The organism is Gordonia sp. SCSIO 19800 (genome assembly GCF_018132775.1).
GTDB classification, from domain to species: domain Bacteria; phylum Actinomycetota; class Actinomycetes; order Mycobacteriales; family Mycobacteriaceae; genus Gordonia; species Gordonia hongkongensis.
The window spans coordinates 326,672-344,410 of sequence record NZ_JAGRQM010000003.1 but is presented as its reverse complement, the minus strand read 5'-3'; the positions used below and the strand labels follow the sequence as shown (position 1 = coordinate 344,410).

General features: G+C 68.8%; 16 protein-coding genes and 1 pseudogene. 12 read left to right on the top strand and 5 right to left on the bottom strand.

From position 1 onward, the window contains the following. Window positions 1-94 precede the first annotated feature (94 nt). Both KB201_RS05555 and KB201_RS05550 read left to right on the top strand, forming a co-directional pair. Entirely contained in the window at window positions 95-2,209 is a 2,115-nt protein-coding gene (locus tag KB201_RS05555; RefSeq protein WP_058251634.1) for a protein kinase, read from the top strand. Between the two features lie 126 nt (window positions 2,210-2,335). Next, complete coding sequence (locus KB201_RS05550; RefSeq protein WP_058251635.1) at window positions 2,336-4,708, top strand: protein kinase; 2,373 nt, start codon at window positions 2,336-2,338, stop codon at window positions 4,706-4,708. Window positions 4,709-4,719: 11 nt separating this feature from the next. On the opposite strand, the gene KB201_RS05545 is transcribed toward KB201_RS05550, so the two are convergent. Continuing rightward, a complete protein-coding gene (locus KB201_RS05545; RefSeq protein ID WP_058251688.1) occupies window positions 4,720-5,481 on the bottom strand; it encodes an IclR family transcriptional regulator in 762 nt (253 codons plus the stop codon). Window positions 5,482-5,634: 153 nt separating this feature from the next. On the opposite strand from KB201_RS05545, the gene KB201_RS05540 reads away from it, so the two are divergent. From KB201_RS05540 to KB201_RS05505, 8 genes are all read left to right on the top strand, one after another. After that, window positions 5,635-6,909, top strand: a complete 1,275-nt coding sequence (locus tag KB201_RS05540) for an aldolase/citrate lyase family protein (protein ID WP_058251636.1) — start codon at window positions 5,635-5,637, stop codon at window positions 6,907-6,909. Beyond that, complete coding sequence (locus tag KB201_RS05535; protein WP_058251637.1) at window positions 6,906-7,721, top strand: bifunctional allantoicase/(S)-ureidoglycine aminohydrolase; 816 nt, start codon at window positions 6,906-6,908, stop codon at window positions 7,719-7,721. The genes KB201_RS05540 and KB201_RS05535 overlap by 4 nt, the downstream gene beginning before the upstream one ends. Window positions 7,722-7,758: 37 nt before the next feature. Continuing rightward, window positions 7,759-8,421 (top strand): response regulator transcription factor, encoded by a 663-nt coding sequence (locus KB201_RS05530; protein WP_078113538.1) that lies wholly within the window; start codon window positions 7,759-7,761, stop codon window positions 8,419-8,421. Window positions 8,422-8,424: 3 nt separating this feature from the next. After that, window positions 8,425-9,840, top strand: coding sequence for a HAMP domain-containing sensor histidine kinase (locus tag KB201_RS05525; protein WP_078113537.1), 1,416 nt, complete (start codon window positions 8,425-8,427; stop codon window positions 9,838-9,840). A 136-nt stretch (window positions 9,841-9,976) separates the two neighbouring features. After that, a complete protein-coding gene (locus KB201_RS05520; RefSeq protein WP_058251640.1) occupies window positions 9,977-11,368 on the top strand; it encodes an MFS transporter in 1,392 nt (463 codons plus the stop codon). Between the two features lie 9 nt (window positions 11,369-11,377). Then, window positions 11,378-12,316 (top strand): TAXI family TRAP transporter solute-binding subunit, encoded by a 939-nt coding sequence (locus KB201_RS05515; protein ID WP_078113536.1) that lies wholly within the window; start codon window positions 11,378-11,380, stop codon window positions 12,314-12,316. Window positions 12,317-12,390: 74 nt separating this feature from the next. Continuing rightward, window positions 12,391-13,041, top strand: a complete 651-nt coding sequence (locus tag KB201_RS05510; RefSeq protein WP_078113535.1) for an LGFP repeat-containing protein — start codon at window positions 12,391-12,393, stop codon at window positions 13,039-13,041. A gap of 3 nt (window positions 13,042-13,044) precedes the next feature. Continuing rightward, the gene (locus KB201_RS05505) at window positions 13,045-14,031 is read left to right on the top strand and encodes an alpha/beta hydrolase (protein ID WP_139363049.1); all 987 of its coding nucleotides are present in this window, start codon (window positions 13,045-13,047) and stop codon (window positions 14,029-14,031) included. Here KB201_RS05505 and KB201_RS05500 read toward each other — a convergent pair. The 4 genes and pseudogenes from KB201_RS05500 to KB201_RS05485 form a co-directional block, all read right to left on the bottom strand. Continuing rightward, a pseudogene (locus KB201_RS05500) lies at window positions 14,032-15,437 on the bottom strand (DUF222 domain-containing protein). It abuts the gene before it with no gap. A gap of 151 nt (window positions 15,438-15,588) precedes the next feature. Further along, entirely contained in the window at window positions 15,589-15,816 is a 228-nt protein-coding gene (locus KB201_RS05495) for a helix-turn-helix domain-containing protein (RefSeq protein WP_159370263.1), read from the bottom strand. 23 nt (window positions 15,817-15,839) lie between these two features. Next, window positions 15,840-16,157: an AraC family transcriptional regulator ligand-binding domain-containing protein gene (locus KB201_RS05490; protein ID WP_159370262.1), complete on the bottom strand. Its 318-nt coding sequence runs from the start codon at window positions 16,155-16,157 to the stop codon at window positions 15,840-15,842. A gap of 138 nt (window positions 16,158-16,295) precedes the next feature. After that, complete coding sequence (locus KB201_RS05485; protein ID WP_078113534.1) at window positions 16,296-16,688, bottom strand: helix-turn-helix domain-containing protein; 393 nt, start codon at window positions 16,686-16,688, stop codon at window positions 16,296-16,298. A 93-nt stretch (window positions 16,689-16,781) separates the two neighbouring features. Between KB201_RS05485 and KB201_RS05480 the strand changes: the two genes are divergently transcribed. Further along, entirely contained in the window at window positions 16,782-17,237 is a 456-nt protein-coding gene (locus tag KB201_RS05480; protein WP_249145112.1) for a hypothetical protein, read from the top strand. A gap of 87 nt (window positions 17,238-17,324) precedes the next feature. After that, window positions 17,325-17,735: an STAS domain-containing protein gene (locus KB201_RS05475; protein ID WP_078113533.1), complete on the top strand. Its 411-nt coding sequence runs from the start codon at window positions 17,325-17,327 to the stop codon at window positions 17,733-17,735. The last annotated feature ends 4 nt before the right edge of the window (window positions 17,736-17,739 follow it).

Genomic DNA, 17,739 nt, shown 5'->3' with positions numbered 1-17,739 from the left:
ATGCCGTTCGAATGAACAAGACCCGTGTCCGGGGCGGAAGTCCCGTGCCGGGGCTATGGTCGTCGCAACACAGGTCACGCCCCAGGAGGCGCCCATGGTCGCCCAACCGGTCCAGGTCGCCGGCTACCGTGTGATCACGCGGCTGGGGAGCGGCGGAATGGGCACCGTCTACCTGGTCGAGAATCCGCAACTTCGTCGGCGCGAGGCCCTCAAGGTGATCTCGATCGCCGAGACCGTCGACGAGGAGTTCGCGCGCCGGTTCAGTCGCGAGGCACAGACCGCGGCCGCCCTCGACCATCCGTCGATCGTCACGATCTACCACTACGGCGTCGCCGACGGCGACCCCTGGTTCACGATGGCCTACCTCGACGGCCGTGACCTCCGACGCGCCTCGCTCCGCCCGGACGAGGTGGTGGCCGTCGCCTCCCGGGTCGCCGACGCCCTCGACTACGCACACGAGCACGGCGTGATCCACCGCGACATCAAACCGGGCAACATCATGGTCACTCGCCGCGCGATTAACGACGCCCTCGACCGCGTCGTCGTGCTCGACTTCGGGATCGCGAAGCTCACCACCGCGAGCACCCTGACGGCGCCGTCGTCGTTCGTGGGCACCCTCGTCTACGCCGCGCCGGAGATCCTCGACGGCAAACCCGCGGGCCCCGCATCGGATCAGTACGCGCTGGCCTGTACCGCCTACGAATTGCTCTCCGGCGCAACCCCGTTCGATGCCGACACGCAGACCCGTCACATCGTCGCCAAGCTCACGACACGCCCGGCGCCGATCAGCACCTACCGCCCCGAGCTCGCCGCCCTCGATCCCGTCTTCGACCGTGCGCTCGCGCGCGGCCCCCTCGACCGCTACCCCACCTGCGGTGCGTTCGCCGCGGATCTGCGCGCGGCGCTGGGGCGAACCCACTCCGACAACCGGCCACCCGCGCCCGTGGCTACGACCCAGGTCATCACCCCGCCTCCACCGGCGAAACCGACCCCACCGTGGGTCGCCCCATCCCCCGCGCCCCCGACGCCCTCCCACCGGCGACGGTGGCCGCTCGCCCTCGCCGCGGTCGCCGTGGTCGCGGTGCTGGCCGTCGTCGTCGCGATCGGGGTCCTCACCCTCGGCGGCGGCGATGGCGGGGACGCGTCCGACGCCCCGTCGTCGCCGATCGCGGCGGCCGATGCCGGCGCCCAGCTCAGCGCCGGACTCGGGGCCACGTGTTCGATCCGGCACGGAACCGCCTATTGCTGGGGCGACAACGCGGCCGGCCAACTCGGCGACGGCACGACCGACACCCGCCAGACGCCCACGCCGGTCGCCGATCTCAGCGGCGTCACCGCGATCAGCACCGGCGGACCCAACAGCTGTGCGATCGCCGAGCGACTCGCGTACTGCTGGGGAAACAACGACTACGGGCAGATCGGCGACGGCACGACCGACGCGCGGCTGACGCCGACCCGGGTCGCCGGTCTCGCCGATGTCACCGCCGTCTCGACCGCCAACTGGGCCACGTGCGCGATCTCGGCGGGCTCGGCGTACTGCTGGGGCACCAACGACTTCGACCAGCTCGGTGACGGTTCGACCGCGAATCAGTACCGGCCGGTCCGGGTCGCCGGGCTCGACGACGTGACCGCCATCAGCGTCGGTGTGAACTTCACGTGTGCCGTCGCAGCCGGCGACGCCTACTGCTGGGGCCTCAACGACAACGGACAGGTCGGCGACGGCACGACCACCAACCGGGCCCGCCCGACCCGGGTCGCCGACCTGGACGGCGCGACGTCGGTCTCCGCGGGCGCCGCGACCGCCTGCGCGATCGCCGGGGCGAGTGCATATTGCTGGGGCGACAACGCGTTCGGCCAACTCGGCGACGGCACCACCTACGGCCGACGCACGGCGACGCCGGTGTCCGGCCTGGACGGAGTCGAGGCCATCAGCACCGGCACGTCGAACACCACCTGCGCACTCGCGGCCGGGATCGCGTACTGCTGGGGCGCCAATGCCTGGGGCTCGGTCGGCGACGGCACCCTGACCGACCGGCCGGCGCCCACCCGGGTGAACGGATTGTCCGATGTCGGCGCGGTGTCCACCGGCGAACGAACCACGTGCGCGCTCGCGTCGTCATACCTGTGGTGCTGGGGTTTCAACGCCACCGGACAGCTCGGCGTCGGGGGCACCGACGACCGTCTGACCCCCACTCAGGTCACGTTCTAGCGTCGGCTCCGTCATCCGGTTGAAGGGTGCCCCGGACCTTTCCCGGTTCGGTATCGTCCCTGCATACGTCTGCGAGAGCAGCCATTTGGCAGCCGCTCTCCCGCCAAGCCAGAAAGAGGTGACGCCGTGCCGTTGAGTCCCGGCACCCACATCGCCGGTTATCGCGTGGTCTCCCAGCTCGGCGCGGGCGGTATGGGCGAGGTGTACCTCGTCGAGAACCTGCAACTCGAGCGGCGAGAGGCCCTGAAGGTCATCTCCACGGCGGTCAGTGCCCAGCCCGGGTTCAACCAGCGCTTCACCAACGAGGCCCGCACCACCGCGAAGCTCGACCATCGCAGCATCATCACCATCCACCAGTACGGCATCGAGGACGGTTCGCCCTGGTTCTCGATGAGTTACGTCGAGGGCAAGGATCTCACCGAGGAACGTCTGACGCCGGCGGAGGTGTCGACGGTCGTCGGACAGGTGGCCGACGCCCTCGACTACGCGCACCGCCACCACGTGGTGCACCGGGACATCAAGCCCGCCAACATCCTCGTCACGCGCGACCCGGCGACGAACGCCGTCGAACGCGCCCTCGTGCTCGACTTCGGCATCGCCAAGCTCGCCGGTTCGGCCAACCTGACCGGCACCCATTCGTTCATCGGGACGGTCGCCTTCTCGGCCCCGGAGACACTCGAGGGCGCCGACGCCACGGCCCGGTCGGACCAGTACTCGCTGGCCTGCACGGCCTACGCGATGCTCGCGGGGCAGCCGCCCTTCGTCGGACAGTCCGAACCGTCGGTGATGCTGGGCCACATCCAGCGCCCGGTCCCCCACATCGGCCAGCTGCGCGGCGACCTCGCGCACCTCGACCCGGTGTTCCAGCGCGCCCTGTCGAAGAATCCCGCATCCCGCTATCCCGACTGCCGCAGTTTCGCGGCCGCCTTGAAGTCGGCGCTCGAATCCCCTGCCGCACAGGGAAACACGATGATCGCGGGTTCGGTTCCGCCGCCCACCCTCGTCGGCGGTGGCACCGGCGGCCCGTCCACGGGTCACCCCTCGGGACCCCAGCAGCAGTTCGGCCCACCCCATGGCCAGTACACCCCGCCGCCGCAGCCGACCATGACCGGGCCGTCGGGCCCGCAGCCGCTGATGAACAAGCCGTCGGGTCCCCAGCCGATGTACTCCTCGGCCCCTCACCTCTCGGGCCCGCACGCGCAGCCCGGGCATCCCCAGGTCGGCTACCCGGGTCTGCCGCCGGTCCCGCCGAAAAAGAAGAAGCGGACCGGCCTCATCGTCGCCGGCGTCCTCGGCGCCGTGCTGCTGCTGGTGGTCGCCGCCGTCGTGGGACTCGCCGTCCTGGGCAGCACCGTCGCCGACCCGGAGAAGGCGACCGTCGCGCAGCCGGTGGTGAGCACGAACTTCGGCAGCAGCTGCGCCGTGGTCAACGGCAGCGTGCACTGCTGGGGCGACAACGACTCCGGTCAGCTCGGCGACGGTTCCACGACGCCGCACACCCGACCGGTGGCGGTGACCGGGGTCGCCAACGCGACCGCGGTCACCACCGGCGGCTACCTCACCGGCGAGAACGCCTACGTCTCGACGGCCTGCGCCATCGCCGCCGGCGACGCATTCTGTTGGGGCAACAACCATTACGGCGAAGTCGGCAACGGTTCCAGCGGTTCGACGGTGGACTCCGCGACCAAGGTCGGCGCCATCTCCGACGTCAAGGCGATCTCCACCGGCTGGGGCACCACCTGCGCGGTCGCCGGCACCGACGCCTACTGCTGGGGCAACAACGAATACGGCCAGCTCGGCACCGGCGGTGGCACCGACCCGGTCTCGGCACCGACGAAGATCCCCGGGCTCGGCGTGGTCACCGACATCACCACCGCCTACGGCACCACCTGCGCGGTGTCGGACGGCTCGGCGTTCTGCTGGGGCGCCAATGACAACGGGCAGATCGGCGACGGCAGCACGACGGCGCGCTCGGCACCGGTGAAGGTCGGCTCGCTGACCGATGTCACCGACATCACCGTCGGCGGCTATCACGAGGCATCCGACGACGACGATCCGAACACGAACACCAGCACGTACTTCCAGACGACCTGTGCGGTCGCCGGTGGCGACGCGTGGTGCTGGGGTTCGAACGCCTACGGCCAGATCGGCGACGGCACCACCGAGACCCGCCAGGCCCCCGTTCAGGTCGGCAATCTGAGCGGCGTCTCCGCCATCTCCACCGACTGGGGCACCACCTGCGCGGTCTCCGACGACCGGGCCTTCTGCTGGGGAGACGACGACCGCAGCCAGCTCGGCTCGTCCGGCGGGTCGGTGAAGATCCCCCGCGAGGTCTCGACGCTGACCGACGTCACCTCGATCTCGACCGGCAACGGGACGTCGTGCGCGATGGCGGCCGCGTCGGTGTACTGCTGGGGATTCAACAACGACGGTCAGGTCGGCGATGGTTCCAGCGGCGACGGCGCCAACCGCACGACGCCCACGAAACTGACCATCTAGCCGCCTCGCCCCTAGGACTCGCGCGATCCGATCAGCGCCTCGGACACGGTCTCCGCGGCCGTGCGGAGCGCCCCGACCGCGCGGGCCCGGAGCCCGTCGTCGAATCGGGCGACCGGCCCGGAGATCCCGACCGCCATGGGCGTGGGCGCACCGGGGACGGCGACCGCCATCCCGCAGACGCCGACCTCGTGTTCCTGTTCGTCGGTGGCGACCCCGCTCGCCCGTACCTGCTCGACGGCCGCGAACACACCCGACAGCGACGTGACGCTCCACTGGGTGGCGGGGGTGAGCCCGGCCTGCGTGACGTGTTTGAGGATGCGTGCATCGTCGAGTTCGGCGAGCACGGCCTTGCCGACCGCGGTGTTGTGCATCGTGACCCGACGGCCGACCTCGTTGTTGGTGCGCATGCTGTGCGGGGACGGAACCTGGGCCACGTAGATGACCATGTCGCCGTCGAGGACGGCGAGACTGGCGGTCTCGCTGAGTTCGCCGACCAGGGAGGCGAGGACGGGTGCGGCGACCGCGCCGAGCTGCCGGTTGGCCACCTCGCCGAGTCGGATGAGCCGGGGCCCCAGGGCGTACGACCGGTTCGGGAGCTGCCGGACATAGCCGATTCCCACGAGTGTCCGCAGCAGCCGGTGGATGGTCGGGGGCGGCAGCGGGGACTCCGCCGACAGATGGCTCAGTGAGCACTCGCCGCCGGCGCGGCCGATGAGCTCGAGCAGTTCGAATGCGCGCTCGACGGATTGCACACCGCCGGAGTTCCCCGCCATCACCACCTCCACAGTCCGACATCACGCTACGTTCCATGATGTGAAACCACAATCCGGTCCGTCAGCTCACATGGGTGGCCGCATCCGGCAGTTCTGGAGTAAACTCCGCTCTGCGGAATTTGATTTCCATTGATTCGACATGAAGGGGCGCCCGTGAGCGTGCAACCCGGTCGCCTCGGCGCGGCCTTCCTCGCCGAGATCGAGGCCGCCCTCGCAACGTCGGACGCGGTCCTGTCCGATCGGTATCCGGGTGACGACGGGAGCCGGCAGCCGGTCCACACGGTCTATGTCCCCGCCGACCGGTACTCCGCGGATCTCCCCCAGGCGTGGGGACGCGCGGCTCTCGAGGCGGCTGCCGACCACGGCGGTCTCGCCGCGATCGCCCGCTCGACCGTCGCCCGGACCGACTCGGCGGCCACCGCCCTCGCAGATCTCGTCGAGAACAAGCTACGCACCGAGCCCATCGAGGATCTGCGCATCGACTTCGAGGACGGTTACGGTGTCCGCGCCGATGACGAGGAGGACGCGCACGTCAGCGCCGCCGTCGCCGCGATCCGGGCGGCCGGCGACGCCTCACCGCCGTTCCTCGGCATCCGCTTCAAGTGTTTCGAGACCGACGTGCGCGCCCGCGGCCTGCGCACCCTCGACCTGTTCGTCTCCGGTCTCGCGGACACCGGCGAACTCCCGGCGGGGTTGACCCTCACCCTGCCCAAGGTCACCTCGACCGATCAGGTGCTCGCGATGGTCACGGTCGCCCGGGAACTCGAGCGGGTCCACGGATTCGCCGACGGCCGTATCGGTTTCGAGATCCAGGTGGAGACGCCGCAGTCGGTGATGGGTGCCGACGGCACCGCGGCCGTGGCGGCGATGATCCAGGCCGGCGAGGGCCGGGTGACCGCACTGCACTACGGAACCTACGACTATTCGGCGTCCCTCGGCATCGCCGCGGCGTATCAGTCGATGGAACATCCCGTCGCCGACCACGCGAAGGCCGTGATGCAACTCGCCGCGGCCGGCACCGGTGTGCGGTTGTCGGACGGGTCGACGAACATTCTCCCCGTCGGAGACGCCGAGGCCGTCGAAGCCGGCTGGGCGTTGCACGCGCGACTGGTCCGGCGCCACCTCGAACGCGGCTTCTATCAGGGGTGGGACCTCCACCCCGCGCAGCTCGTCACCCGCTTCCTGGCCACATACGCCTTCTATCGCGACGGATTCGATTCCGCCGCAGTGCGTCTGCGCAACTACGCGCACAAGCTCGAGTCGTCGGTGCTCGACGAACCGGCGACGGCCCGCGCACTCGCCGGCTTCATCCGACGCGGCGAGGTGTGCGGCGCTCTGACCGTCGACGAGGTCGAGACCGCGACCGATCTGCCCATCGAGAAGGTGCGCGACTTCGCACTCCCCCACTCACAGAGGACAACCCGATGAACGCGACGCCGTACTACACCCCCGCCGGTGGACTCCCGCCGCAGACCGACCTGCTGAGCGACCGCGCGGTCGTCACCGAGGCGTACACGGTGATCCCGCGCGGCGTGCTCCGCGACATCGTCACCTCGGTCTTCCCGGAGTGGACCGACACCCGCGCCTGGGTACTCAACCGCCCGGTACCCGGCGGCGCGCAGACCTTCGCCCAGACCATCGTCGAGGTCGCCCCGGGCGGCGGATCGGCTGCGCCCGAACCCCAGTCAGAAGTCGAGGGTTTCGTCTTCGTCACCGCCGGATCGCTGACCGTGACCATCGCGGGCCAGGAGCACGTCCTGTCCGACGGTGGCTTCGGCTACCTGCCCGCGGGCACACCGTGGTCGGCACACAACCGCGGCGACGTCCCCGTCTCCTTCCACTGGATTCGTAAGCGTTACGAGCCCATCGCGGGTCACGAGCCGGCCCCGAAGTTCGGCAACGAGCGCGACATCGAGCCCTCCCCGATGCCCGACACCGACGGCGCCTGGCGCACAACGCGAATGCTCGACCCCCAGGACCTCGCCTACGACATGCACGTCAACATCGTGACCTTCGAGCCCGGCGCGTCTATCCCCTTCGCCGAGACCCACGTGATGGAACACGGCCTGTACGTCCTGGAGGGCAAGGCCGTCTATCGGCTCAACGAGGACTGGGTGGAGGTCCAGGAGGGCGACTACATGTCCCTGCGCGCCTTCTGCCCGCAGGCCTGCTACGCCGGCGGACCGTCGAACTTCCGGTACCTCCTCTACAAGGACGTCAACCGGCAGATCGTGCTCTGAGAGGCCGCCTCCGGTTCCTGTCGTACCGTGAGACACGATGCGTATCGCGGTAGTGGAAGACGACGACGGGGTCGGCGACGCGCTCGTGGACGCCCTGAACGAGGTCGGCCACGAGCCCGGTCGCATGCGTCGCGGCGCCGATCTCCTCCTCGGTCACCGGGAATTCGACCTCGCACTGCTGGACCTGGGATTGCCTGACGAGGACGGGCTGACCGTGCTGCGCCGGTTGCGGGCGGTGAGTGAGATGCCGGTCGTGGTGCTCACCGCGCGGCAGGACGAGCGGTCGGTGGTGCGGGCACTCCGCGGGGGTGCCGACGACTATGTGGTGAAACCTGCGCGCCTCGGCGAGTTGATGGCGCGCCTGGAAGTGGCCGCCCGTCGGCGCACCGCCGACGCACCGGCACCCGCGGCGCGACAGATCGCCACCGGCGACATCGTCGTCGATCTCGACGCGCGACTGGTGACCGTGGCCGGCACCGACGTCGCCCTCACTCCCAAGGAGTTCGAACTCCTCGCGCACCTCGTCACCCGCCGGGGTGAGGCCGTGAGCCGCGAACAGTTGATGGATGCGATCTGGGGCGACGCCTACGTCGCCATCTCGCGCAGCCTCGACGTCCACATGACCGCGCTCCGGGCGAAGCTCGGCAGGCCCGGCGTGATCGAGACGATCCGCGGGTACGGCTACCGCTGGGGTTCCTGAACGATGTGGCGGCGCGTGCTGCTCGTGCTCGTCGTCTATTCGGCGATCGTGGTCCTGGGTCTGGCGGTCCCCCTCGCGACGACGGCGAGTCGTGAACGGCTGCAACGGTTCACCGAGAGCCGGACCGCGTCCGCGGTCTACTTCGCCGACCTCGCCGATCGGGACCCGGAGATGCGGGGTACGGAACTCCAGCGGGCCGCCGAGCGCTACCGCGACCTCTACGACGAAGGCGTGGTGGTGGTCGATCGAGCCGGCACGACGCGCGCCTCGGCCGGCCTCGCAGCCCGGTCACCCGCGGTCGCCGAGGCCGTCTCCGAGGCATTGCGCAATCAACGCACGCGGATCGCGTCGGGGCTGACGCCCTGGTCGCCCGACTCGGTACTCGTGGCCATGCCGATCGGCACGGGCACCCAGGTCGACGGCGCGGTCGTCATCGAGGCGTCGACGACGGCGGCGAAACGCGATGTCGTCAGAACGTGGGCCGTGATCGCCGCCGGGGCCCTCGCGATGCTCGTGATCGGGTCGATGATCGCGGTTGCGTTGTCGCGGTGGACGGTTCGCCCACTCACGGCGTTGTCGGCACGGGTGCGCTCGCTGCGCGCCTCGATCATCGACAGCGGCCCGTCGGCGAACGACACGACCCCGGACGGATCGCCCGGTCAACGCCACACCGGCCCACCGGAGGTCCGCGAGCTGGCCCGGATCTTCGACGCGATGGCGGACGACGTCGAGAACGCCACCGCCGCCCAGCGCCGCCTGGTCGCCGACACCGCGCACGCACTTCGTAATCCGTTGGCGGCGGTCCGCTTTCGCCTCGACACCCTCGGCCTCGGATTGACCGGCCGCTCGCTGGAATCGCATCGGAAGACCGTCGTGGAGATCGACCGGCTCGACCGCATCGTCGACGACCTACTCGTCCTCGCCACCGCCGAGTCGCGGCCCGCCGGTTCCACCACAGGGGTCTGCGACGTCGCCGCCGTGCTGGTCGAGCGCCACGATTTCTGGGCGGACGCGCTCGCCGACGCGGGGATGTCGGCGTCGATCGCTTCGCCGCCCCGGCCGATGATCGCCGCACTCGACGAGGACGACCTCATCCGGGCGACGGACGTCCTGATGAGCAACGCGGTCAACCACGCCGGGGAAGGTGCCCACGTAGAGCTGGGCTGTCGATCCGAGGGAGCGCGTATCCGGGTCTGGGTCGCCGACACCGGCCGTGGCGTGACGGCCGACGACTTGCCACGCATCACGGAGCGGTTCTTCCGCGCGTCGGCCGACAGCGGGCCCGGCTCCGGACTCGGATTGGCCATCGCGGCGGCCCTTGTCGAAGGAGTCGGAGGCGAACTGAGGGTGACCGCCGGACGCCCCGCGGGACTGCGGGTGGACCTCTGGATCCCGGCCTCCGACGTCCCGTTCCACTAGGCCGAGGACGACCTGTCCTAAGGGACTGTTAGGAAACGGCGATCGGCTTCCGTTCCGCCTGTGACTGCGTTCACAGTGTTAGGGGCACCGACGCCGGACCGGGTCGGGTGCACGTTCGACGACCTGGAGGACCCTGATGACCGACTCGCCCACCCGGCAGCCCGCGAACGCCCGGAGCGCACCGCCGACGTCGTCGGCCGCGGCGACGCGTCGTGCCGTGCTCAACACCCTGCGCGGGTCCTCCGGCAACCTCGTCGAGTGGTACGACGTCTACGTCTACACCGTCTTCGCGACGTACTTCGAGAGCCAGTTCTTCGACTCGGCCGACAAGAACTCGACCGTCTACGTGTACGCCATCTTCGCCGTCACCTTCCTGATGCGGCCGGTCGGCTCCTGGTTCTTCGGCCGGTACGCGGACCGCCGGGGCCGCCGGGCGGCGCTGACGTTCAGCGTGTCGTTGATGGCGGCGTGCTCATTGGTCATCGCGCTGACACCGGGTCGCGAGTCGATCGGCGTGTGGGCGGCGGTCGTCCTGGTGCTCTGTCGACTGGTACAGGGATTCGCGACCGGTGGCGAGTACGGCGCGTCGGCCACCTACATGTCCGAGGCGGCCACCCGGGAGCGTCGCGGCTTCTTCTCGTCGTTCCAGTACGTCACGCTCATCGGCGGACATGTGCTGGCGCAGCTCACCCTGCTGGTGATGCAGGGCTTCCTCGACTCCGACCAGATCTCCGACTTCGGTTGGCGTATAGCGTTTCTCATCGGCGGCGTGGCCGCGGTGGTCGTCTTCTGGCTGCGCCGCAGCATGGACGAGTCGCTCACCCCGGAGCAGTTGGAGGCCGTCCGCAGCGGGGCCGACTCCGAGTCCGGCTCGATTCGCGAACTCGTCCTGAACTACTGGCGCCCTCTGCTGGTCTGCTTCCTGGTCACCATCGGCGGCACCATCGCCTTCTACACCTACAGCGTCAACGCACCGGCCATCGTCAAGACCGCCTACGAGGACCACGGTCGCACCGGGACCTGGATCAACCTCATCGGTTTGATCTTCCTGATGGTGTTGCAGCCGATCGGCGGAATGATCAGCGACAAGGTCGGACGCAAACCGGTCCTCATCTTCTTCGGCGTCGGCGGTGTCCTGTACACCTACGTCCTGATCACCTACCTGCCCCAAACCACCTCGGTGGCAACGTCGTTGACCCTGCTCGCCATCGGCTACATCATCCTCACCGGCTACACCTCCATCAACGCGATCGTGAAGGCGGAGCTCTTCCCCTCTCACGTCCGCGCGCTGGGAGTGGGTCTGGGCTACGCGCTAGCGAACTCGGCGTTCGGCGGCACCGCGCCGCTGATCTATCAGGCCGCGAAGAACGGCGGTCATGTCCCGTGGTTCATCGCCTACGTCACCGTCGTGATCGCGGTGTCGCTGATGGTCTACATCTTCGTGCTGCGCAACAAGGCGGAGACCCCCCTCGATCGCGAGCAGGGGCGGGCCTTCCTCGACGCAGAGGCCGTTGCCCGGCGGGCCTAAGGTGTCATCATGTCGTTCGCGCGCGGGCCGGTGGACCGCCGGACTCTGCTCCGCGGGGCCACCGGCCTGGGCGCGCTGCTTCTCCTGACCGCGTGCGGAACCGAACGCGGCGCACCGGTCCGCCTCGCGGCGGGCGAGCCCGGTGGCTTCTTCTGGGAATTCGCCGGTCTTCTCGCCGCGGCGGCGGCCCGGTCCGGCGCGCCGGAGATCCGCCCGCGGCAATCCGGCGGCTCGGCCGAGAACCTCGACGCCCTGGCGGACGGTTCCGCCGAACTCGCGATCAGCCTCAGCGACACGGCCATCGAGCGAACGGGGACGCAGCTGACCGCTCTCGGCTGCGTGTACGAGAACTACTTCCAGGTGGCGGTCCGCACCGGGTCCGGGATCGCGACGGTCGCCGACCTGCGCGGGCGGTCGGTGAGTGTCGGAGCACCGGGGTCCGGCGCCGCCGGGCTCTCCGAGCGGGTACTCGCCGCAGCCGGCCTCGACGCCGGCCGCGACATCCGCCCGGTCCGGCAAACGATGGCCGACGCCGGCGCCGCCCTCGCCGCCGGAGAGGTCGACGCCGTCATGTGGGCGGGCGGTCTGCCGACCCCGGCGTTCACCGACCCGCGCGTGCCGATCGTCCTGCTCGACCTCGGTGACGTGGTCGCGGGCTTACGACAGCGGTTCGGACCCGCGTACGAGCCCGTACGCATCCCCGCCGACATCTACGGCCGGCACCCAGCAGTCACCACCGTCGGGATCGCGAATCTCCTGCTCGCCCGACGGGATGTACCGGACGTCACCGCCGCGGCCATCGTCGACGTGCTGCTCGACCAGGCCGCACACCTCGTGCCCGCCCAGGCGATCGGCAGCCAGTTCCTCGACGCGCAGTCATTGATCCTCACCGGACCCATCCCCCTGCATCCGGGTGCCGCGGGTGAGTACAGGCGCCGACATGGGTGAACCTGCGGGCACGTAGCGACTGGACGTGGTCCGTGATACACCTAGGCCGACGAGTCGAGGGTCGAGAGGATCACATGAAACTGGTGGCTTCCCGCCGCGCCCAGTTCGTTGCCGGATTGTTCGTGACCACGCTGATCGCCGCCGGTTGCGGCACGTCAGACGCGGACGAGTCACCCTCCGGAGCCGCAACGACCGGGGTGTCGACGACGACCGCAGCCGCCGGCGACACGACGGGCCCCGTTCCTGTCGTGGAGAATGCGAAGCCCACCGAGACCACGGTCATGGGCGAGGACGATGTCGAGGTGACTCTCACCGGCCCGATCGCAACGAAGTACGCGTCGGCGACCGAGGCACAGCGGGCCGCCCTGGGCAAGCCGTTGACCGGCGATCACAACGCGGGGACACGAGAGAGTGGCGTTGTCTACCAACAGTTCCGCGGTGGCGTGATCATCGCGAGGAACAGCGACCCCGCAACGCCTGGGTACATCGTCACCTCCGGCAAGATCCGGGACGCCTGGAACACCGAGCGCGCTCCGGACGGCACCCCGTTGCTCCTCGGCACCAACGGCTCGGCCGGGCCGCTCGGTGTGCCCACGAGCGACGTGACGGTCGACGGTGACCTCGAGGTGGTCACCTTCGAGCACGGCGAGATCTCCGAGAACACCGAGACCGGCGAGGTGACCGTGACGGTCAACGGCAAGATCGTGCCCTCCGGTCTGCGATAACCGATGAGACGTCGGATCGTCACGGTGGCCGTGGGCGTGATCGCGCTCGTGGCCGGTGGTTGCTCGACGCCGCCGGACCAGCAGTCGTCAACGCCGTCACCGTCTTCCGGTACGCCATCGGATGCGCACGGACCCGCGACGGCTCCCCCGGTCCCCGCGGGGACCGAATCCTTCGACGTCGTCCGCGTCGAGTATCTCGATTCCGACGATGCCGACCCCGCCGAGAACTGGGCCGACCTGTACCTGCCCGCGGGCGCCCGCGACGACGACTCGCTGCCGCTGGTGACGATCATCCACGGTGGCGGTTGGGAAAGCCAGGCCGGTGCAGAGCAATTCGACGAGATGGCCAGGGATCTCGCCGACCGCGGGTTGGCCGTCTACAACGTGGAGTACCGACGTCTGGGCACCGGCGGAGGGTGGCCCACGACCTTCCACGACGTGGCCCGAGCACTCGACCATGTGCCCGCGATGGCCGAGACCTACCCGCAGTTGCGAATCGACGACGAGCCGGTGGTCGGTCACAGCGCCGGTGCGCAATTGGCCGTGTGGGGCGGCACGCGCCATCGCCTCACCGATGACGAAGTGGGTTCGCGTCCGGCCTTCGTTCCATCCCGGGCGGTGTCCATCTCCGGCCCGCTCGACATGCACTACGCCGTCGGCCACGGCAACAACCGGGTGATCACCCTTGTCCTGGGTGGCACACCACGACAGGTCCCCGCGCGCTATGACTCGGTCGACCCCATCCGCAATCTCGATCCGGCGCTACCGGTCACCTTGTTCCACGGACTGGCCGACGACGATGTCGACCCGACCAACTCCCGCCGCTACGCGACCGCCCTCGACGCCGCCGGCGGCTCGGCCGAGCTGCACCTGTTCGACGGCGAGACCCACACCTCCCTCGTCCACCGCCAGTCCCCGTCCTACACCCGAATCCTCGACCGGCTCACCGAGATCACGCGGACCGACATCGATGAGCTGCGCGACGAATAGCTACGCCGCCTCTCGGACGACTGGTGCTGAGCGAGTCTCGTTGCGCTGCTTCCATTCCCACACCGCATAGAGCACCTCGGTGGTGTAACCCAAATCCATCCGACCCCCACCGATCGGCACCGTCGCATCTACCCCGATCCGTTGATCGGGTCGCCACACGCCCGGCCTCGAAGTCGGTGGCGCCACCTCGATCTCAGTGCCGTCCGGGCGATGAAACGTGAACCGCTGCTTCCCGCGTGCTGTAATCGCAAACTCGCCCCGATGCAACGCCCCATTACACGACCCACACAACAAGATCAGGTTGTCCGGATCCGTCCGCCCACCCGCCGACCACAACTGCACATGATGGGCATGCAGATGACGCGTCCGACCACACCCCGGCACCTGACAACACCGATCCCGCACGAACAACGCCCTGATCAGGGCTTTGTTCGGCACCCGCTTCCGACGCCCCACCCCCAACAACGCCAGCTTGCCGGGCTGCCCGGGAACCCGGCGACTCACCACATCCCGAGTCGACGCCCCGCACCGAGCTTCGGCCACCTCGACCTCCGACAACGCCGGACCGTCATCCAGATGAGCATGCTCCACCCCGTCACCGGCATGGATCAGGATCTCCGCACCCGGTGCGAGATCAGGCATCGCGACCCCGTCATGCACCATGCCGGCCATCGCCACCACCGCCGGCGCCACATTCGACGGCACCTGCCGCCACAGATCCCGACGCCGCGACGGCACCACCTCCGACCCCTGCCCCGAATCGCCGTCACCCGACTCCGGTTCAGTGTTCCGCGGAACACTCCCCGCGGTTGGTAGATCCGGATCGTCGGCGGTCCGGGTGCGTTCATACTCTGCGCGCACCGCCCCAGCGAGAAATCGCGCACCATCCAACGGACTCAGCGTCAACGACACCGACAGCGACCCATCGGTGTTCCATTTCCACCGGCCCGTCGACTCCACCGGCGGCCGTCCATCCTCCTCGACACCCCGGTCACGATCGATCTGGACCATCGCCCGCACCGCCCGATCCAACTGAGACGCCGTCGACGACAATGCGAGGTTCACCAACTCCGCCTCACGCTCCGGCGTAGCGACCCGTGTCAACGCGCGGACCTTCGAATACGACAACCGACCCTCGCGAAACGCCGTGCGGATCACCGGCAATTCCCGTATCGCCTTGGCGACCCTCAACTGCTCATGCGCCGTTCGCGGTGCGATGCCCGCCTTCCACGACAACCAGTGCGCCAGCGAATGAATGCCCGGCCCCCGCCACGACTCCCGCCCATCCAGTTCTGCCACCAGTTCAAGGAAGTCCGCTGTCAAAGCCGTGATCCGAGCGGCATACCCAGCACCCGCGCCTCGAGCACCTCATCCGTCAGCGACTCAGGATCCGCACCATCGAACATCGACGACGCATCTCCACCGCAACGAAAAGCACTGAACCCCAACGCAACCCCCTGAACCGAGCGAGAAGTACAGGAACAAGGTATCGCCAGGCACCGACAATTCCTCGAGCCTCAACCCGAGGTCGAGAGTGTTCCGCGGAACACTTCGGGATCACCTTCTATAAGTACTGGGAGGGTTGCCCGTCCACCGGGTGAAGGATCGGCTGGAGGCCGCGGCAATCGAGTAGCCCAGACGCGAGGCGGCCTCCTGAACGGTGAGGCCGAGGACGCCGAGGACGCCGAGTAAGTCGACCGCGACCTCATGACGAACCTCCTCGGTCAGGACCCGAAAGGTTGTCCCCTCCTGTTCGAGGCGTCGATGCAGTGTTCGGCGGCCCATGTTCAGACGGGCAGGGTGTCTCGTCAAAGCAACTCGATATGTCCGACCGACTGACTCATGTCGACGCTGATGTCGACGAACCGGTTGCCTATCTGTAGCGCCTGCGGGGCGACCCAAAGCGCCTCCCGTGCATTCGCACTGCTGAGCATTGCGAATCCGAGCAAACCGAAGTTGGTGAGCGAGAGGCGCGTCGCCATCTCGGTGCCGAGACCGGGTCGAACGCCGCAGGTTTCGACGAGGTTGCGCGCAACGGCCAACTCTTGAACCGCCTCGACCTCGAGATCGTCGTCCTCCAGATCGGCCGGTTGTAGCCCGGATTCGGCTTTCGTCCCAGCGGTCATTCCTCCTGAGACCCGACGCTTCGTACGGTGACGTGGAGCGAAGGGCTCAATGACTCGGAGGTCGCCGGCGCGGCGGTTGCCGCAGTCGCCGGGAGGTCCGCTGTGTTGACACCTCCTCGGACCAACTCCGACCTCGACTCAGCTCGCCGCACTCTCCCGCTGCGCGACCTTGGGTTCGATCACCTCGGTCGCGTAGGTCTTCCCCCACTCGTTGAGGGCGGTGACGAAGGGGCGCAACGCCCGTCCCTGTTCGGTGAGCGAATACTCAACTCTCGGAGGGACTTCGGGATAGGCCGTACGCTGCACGATGCCGTCGCATTCGAGTTCACGTAGCTGGCGGGTGAGCACTCGTGGCGTGACCGGACCGACTGCCCGCCCGAGGGCGCCGTATCGCATCGGCCCCTCGAGAAGGTTCTTGACGATGGTCATCTTCCAGGAACCGCCGAGCACGGCGACGCTCACCTCGACCGGACACACCTCGTAGGCACGTCGAACCGGGTCCCGTAGAACGGACTCGTCCTGGTTCTCCATCGTCAGACCCTGCCGTCGGCGTGGACATTCTCGTCCATATGGACAATATTGTGCATACTACCGCCGAGGTGCATCAGGCGTTAGACAGAAGTCATGTGCCTTTCCGTCGACAACTCCGAGAACTCTGTAGACCAGGACTTCGCGCGCTTCACCTCGCCGACAGTCGGCGCGGGCCTGGGCTCGGTCGCGATTCTCGCGACCGTCGCGACTGCGGCCCTCTCCGACACCGGAACACTGTCGGGGTTGCTCGGGATGGCCGGCGCCGGGGCGCTCCTGGCCCTGATGCAGATCGCCGTGCAGTGTCAGGCGGCGATACTCGTCCTGCGAGACAGACGATGGCTTCCGGCACTGCCGGCCGCGGCGATCTGCGCCGCGACACTGACCGCGCTCTACCTGCTGGCCTTCGATCACGCTGCTGGCTGGTATCTGCTCCTCATCAGCGCAGTAGCTGTCGCCGGGTATGTCGCGGCGCTCGGGGAGGGGCACGCAGCCATCCGCGTCTTCGACGGCGCCGAACGTCATATCGAGGACACACCAAGGCACCGGTGAAGCCAACTGCCGACGCCACCAGGCGGACCTCGAGGCGCTGCCATCTCACGGACGGGTGACTTCGAGCGAACAGGGAGGCAGGGCTACATGAGGGCAGACAGCTTCGGACCGGTGGTCGTCGACGATGACCAGGACGCGTCCCGGGCAGGTCGCGCGCTGGCAGTGATCTCGACGCAGCGCGATCAACTCATCGTCCTGACCGTGCACGGCAGCATCGACCTGCTCACCGTCCCGCAGTTGGGTGCGGCCGTTCTTGAAGCAGTGAGCGAGCGACCCCGGGGGCTGATCGTCGATCTCACCGCCACCGACTTCCTCGCGTCGTCCGGCATCGCCGCGCTCCTCGCCGCACACGCGGCCGTCACCCCGGCCGGCGGCCGGTTCGGCGTCGTCGGCGGGCATCCCGCCATCACTCGGCCCCTGCGGCTGACGGGCCTGGATGACACTCTCGACCTCTACGCCACCCTGGCCGACGCGTTCTCGGCGATGGTCCCGGACTGAGGGC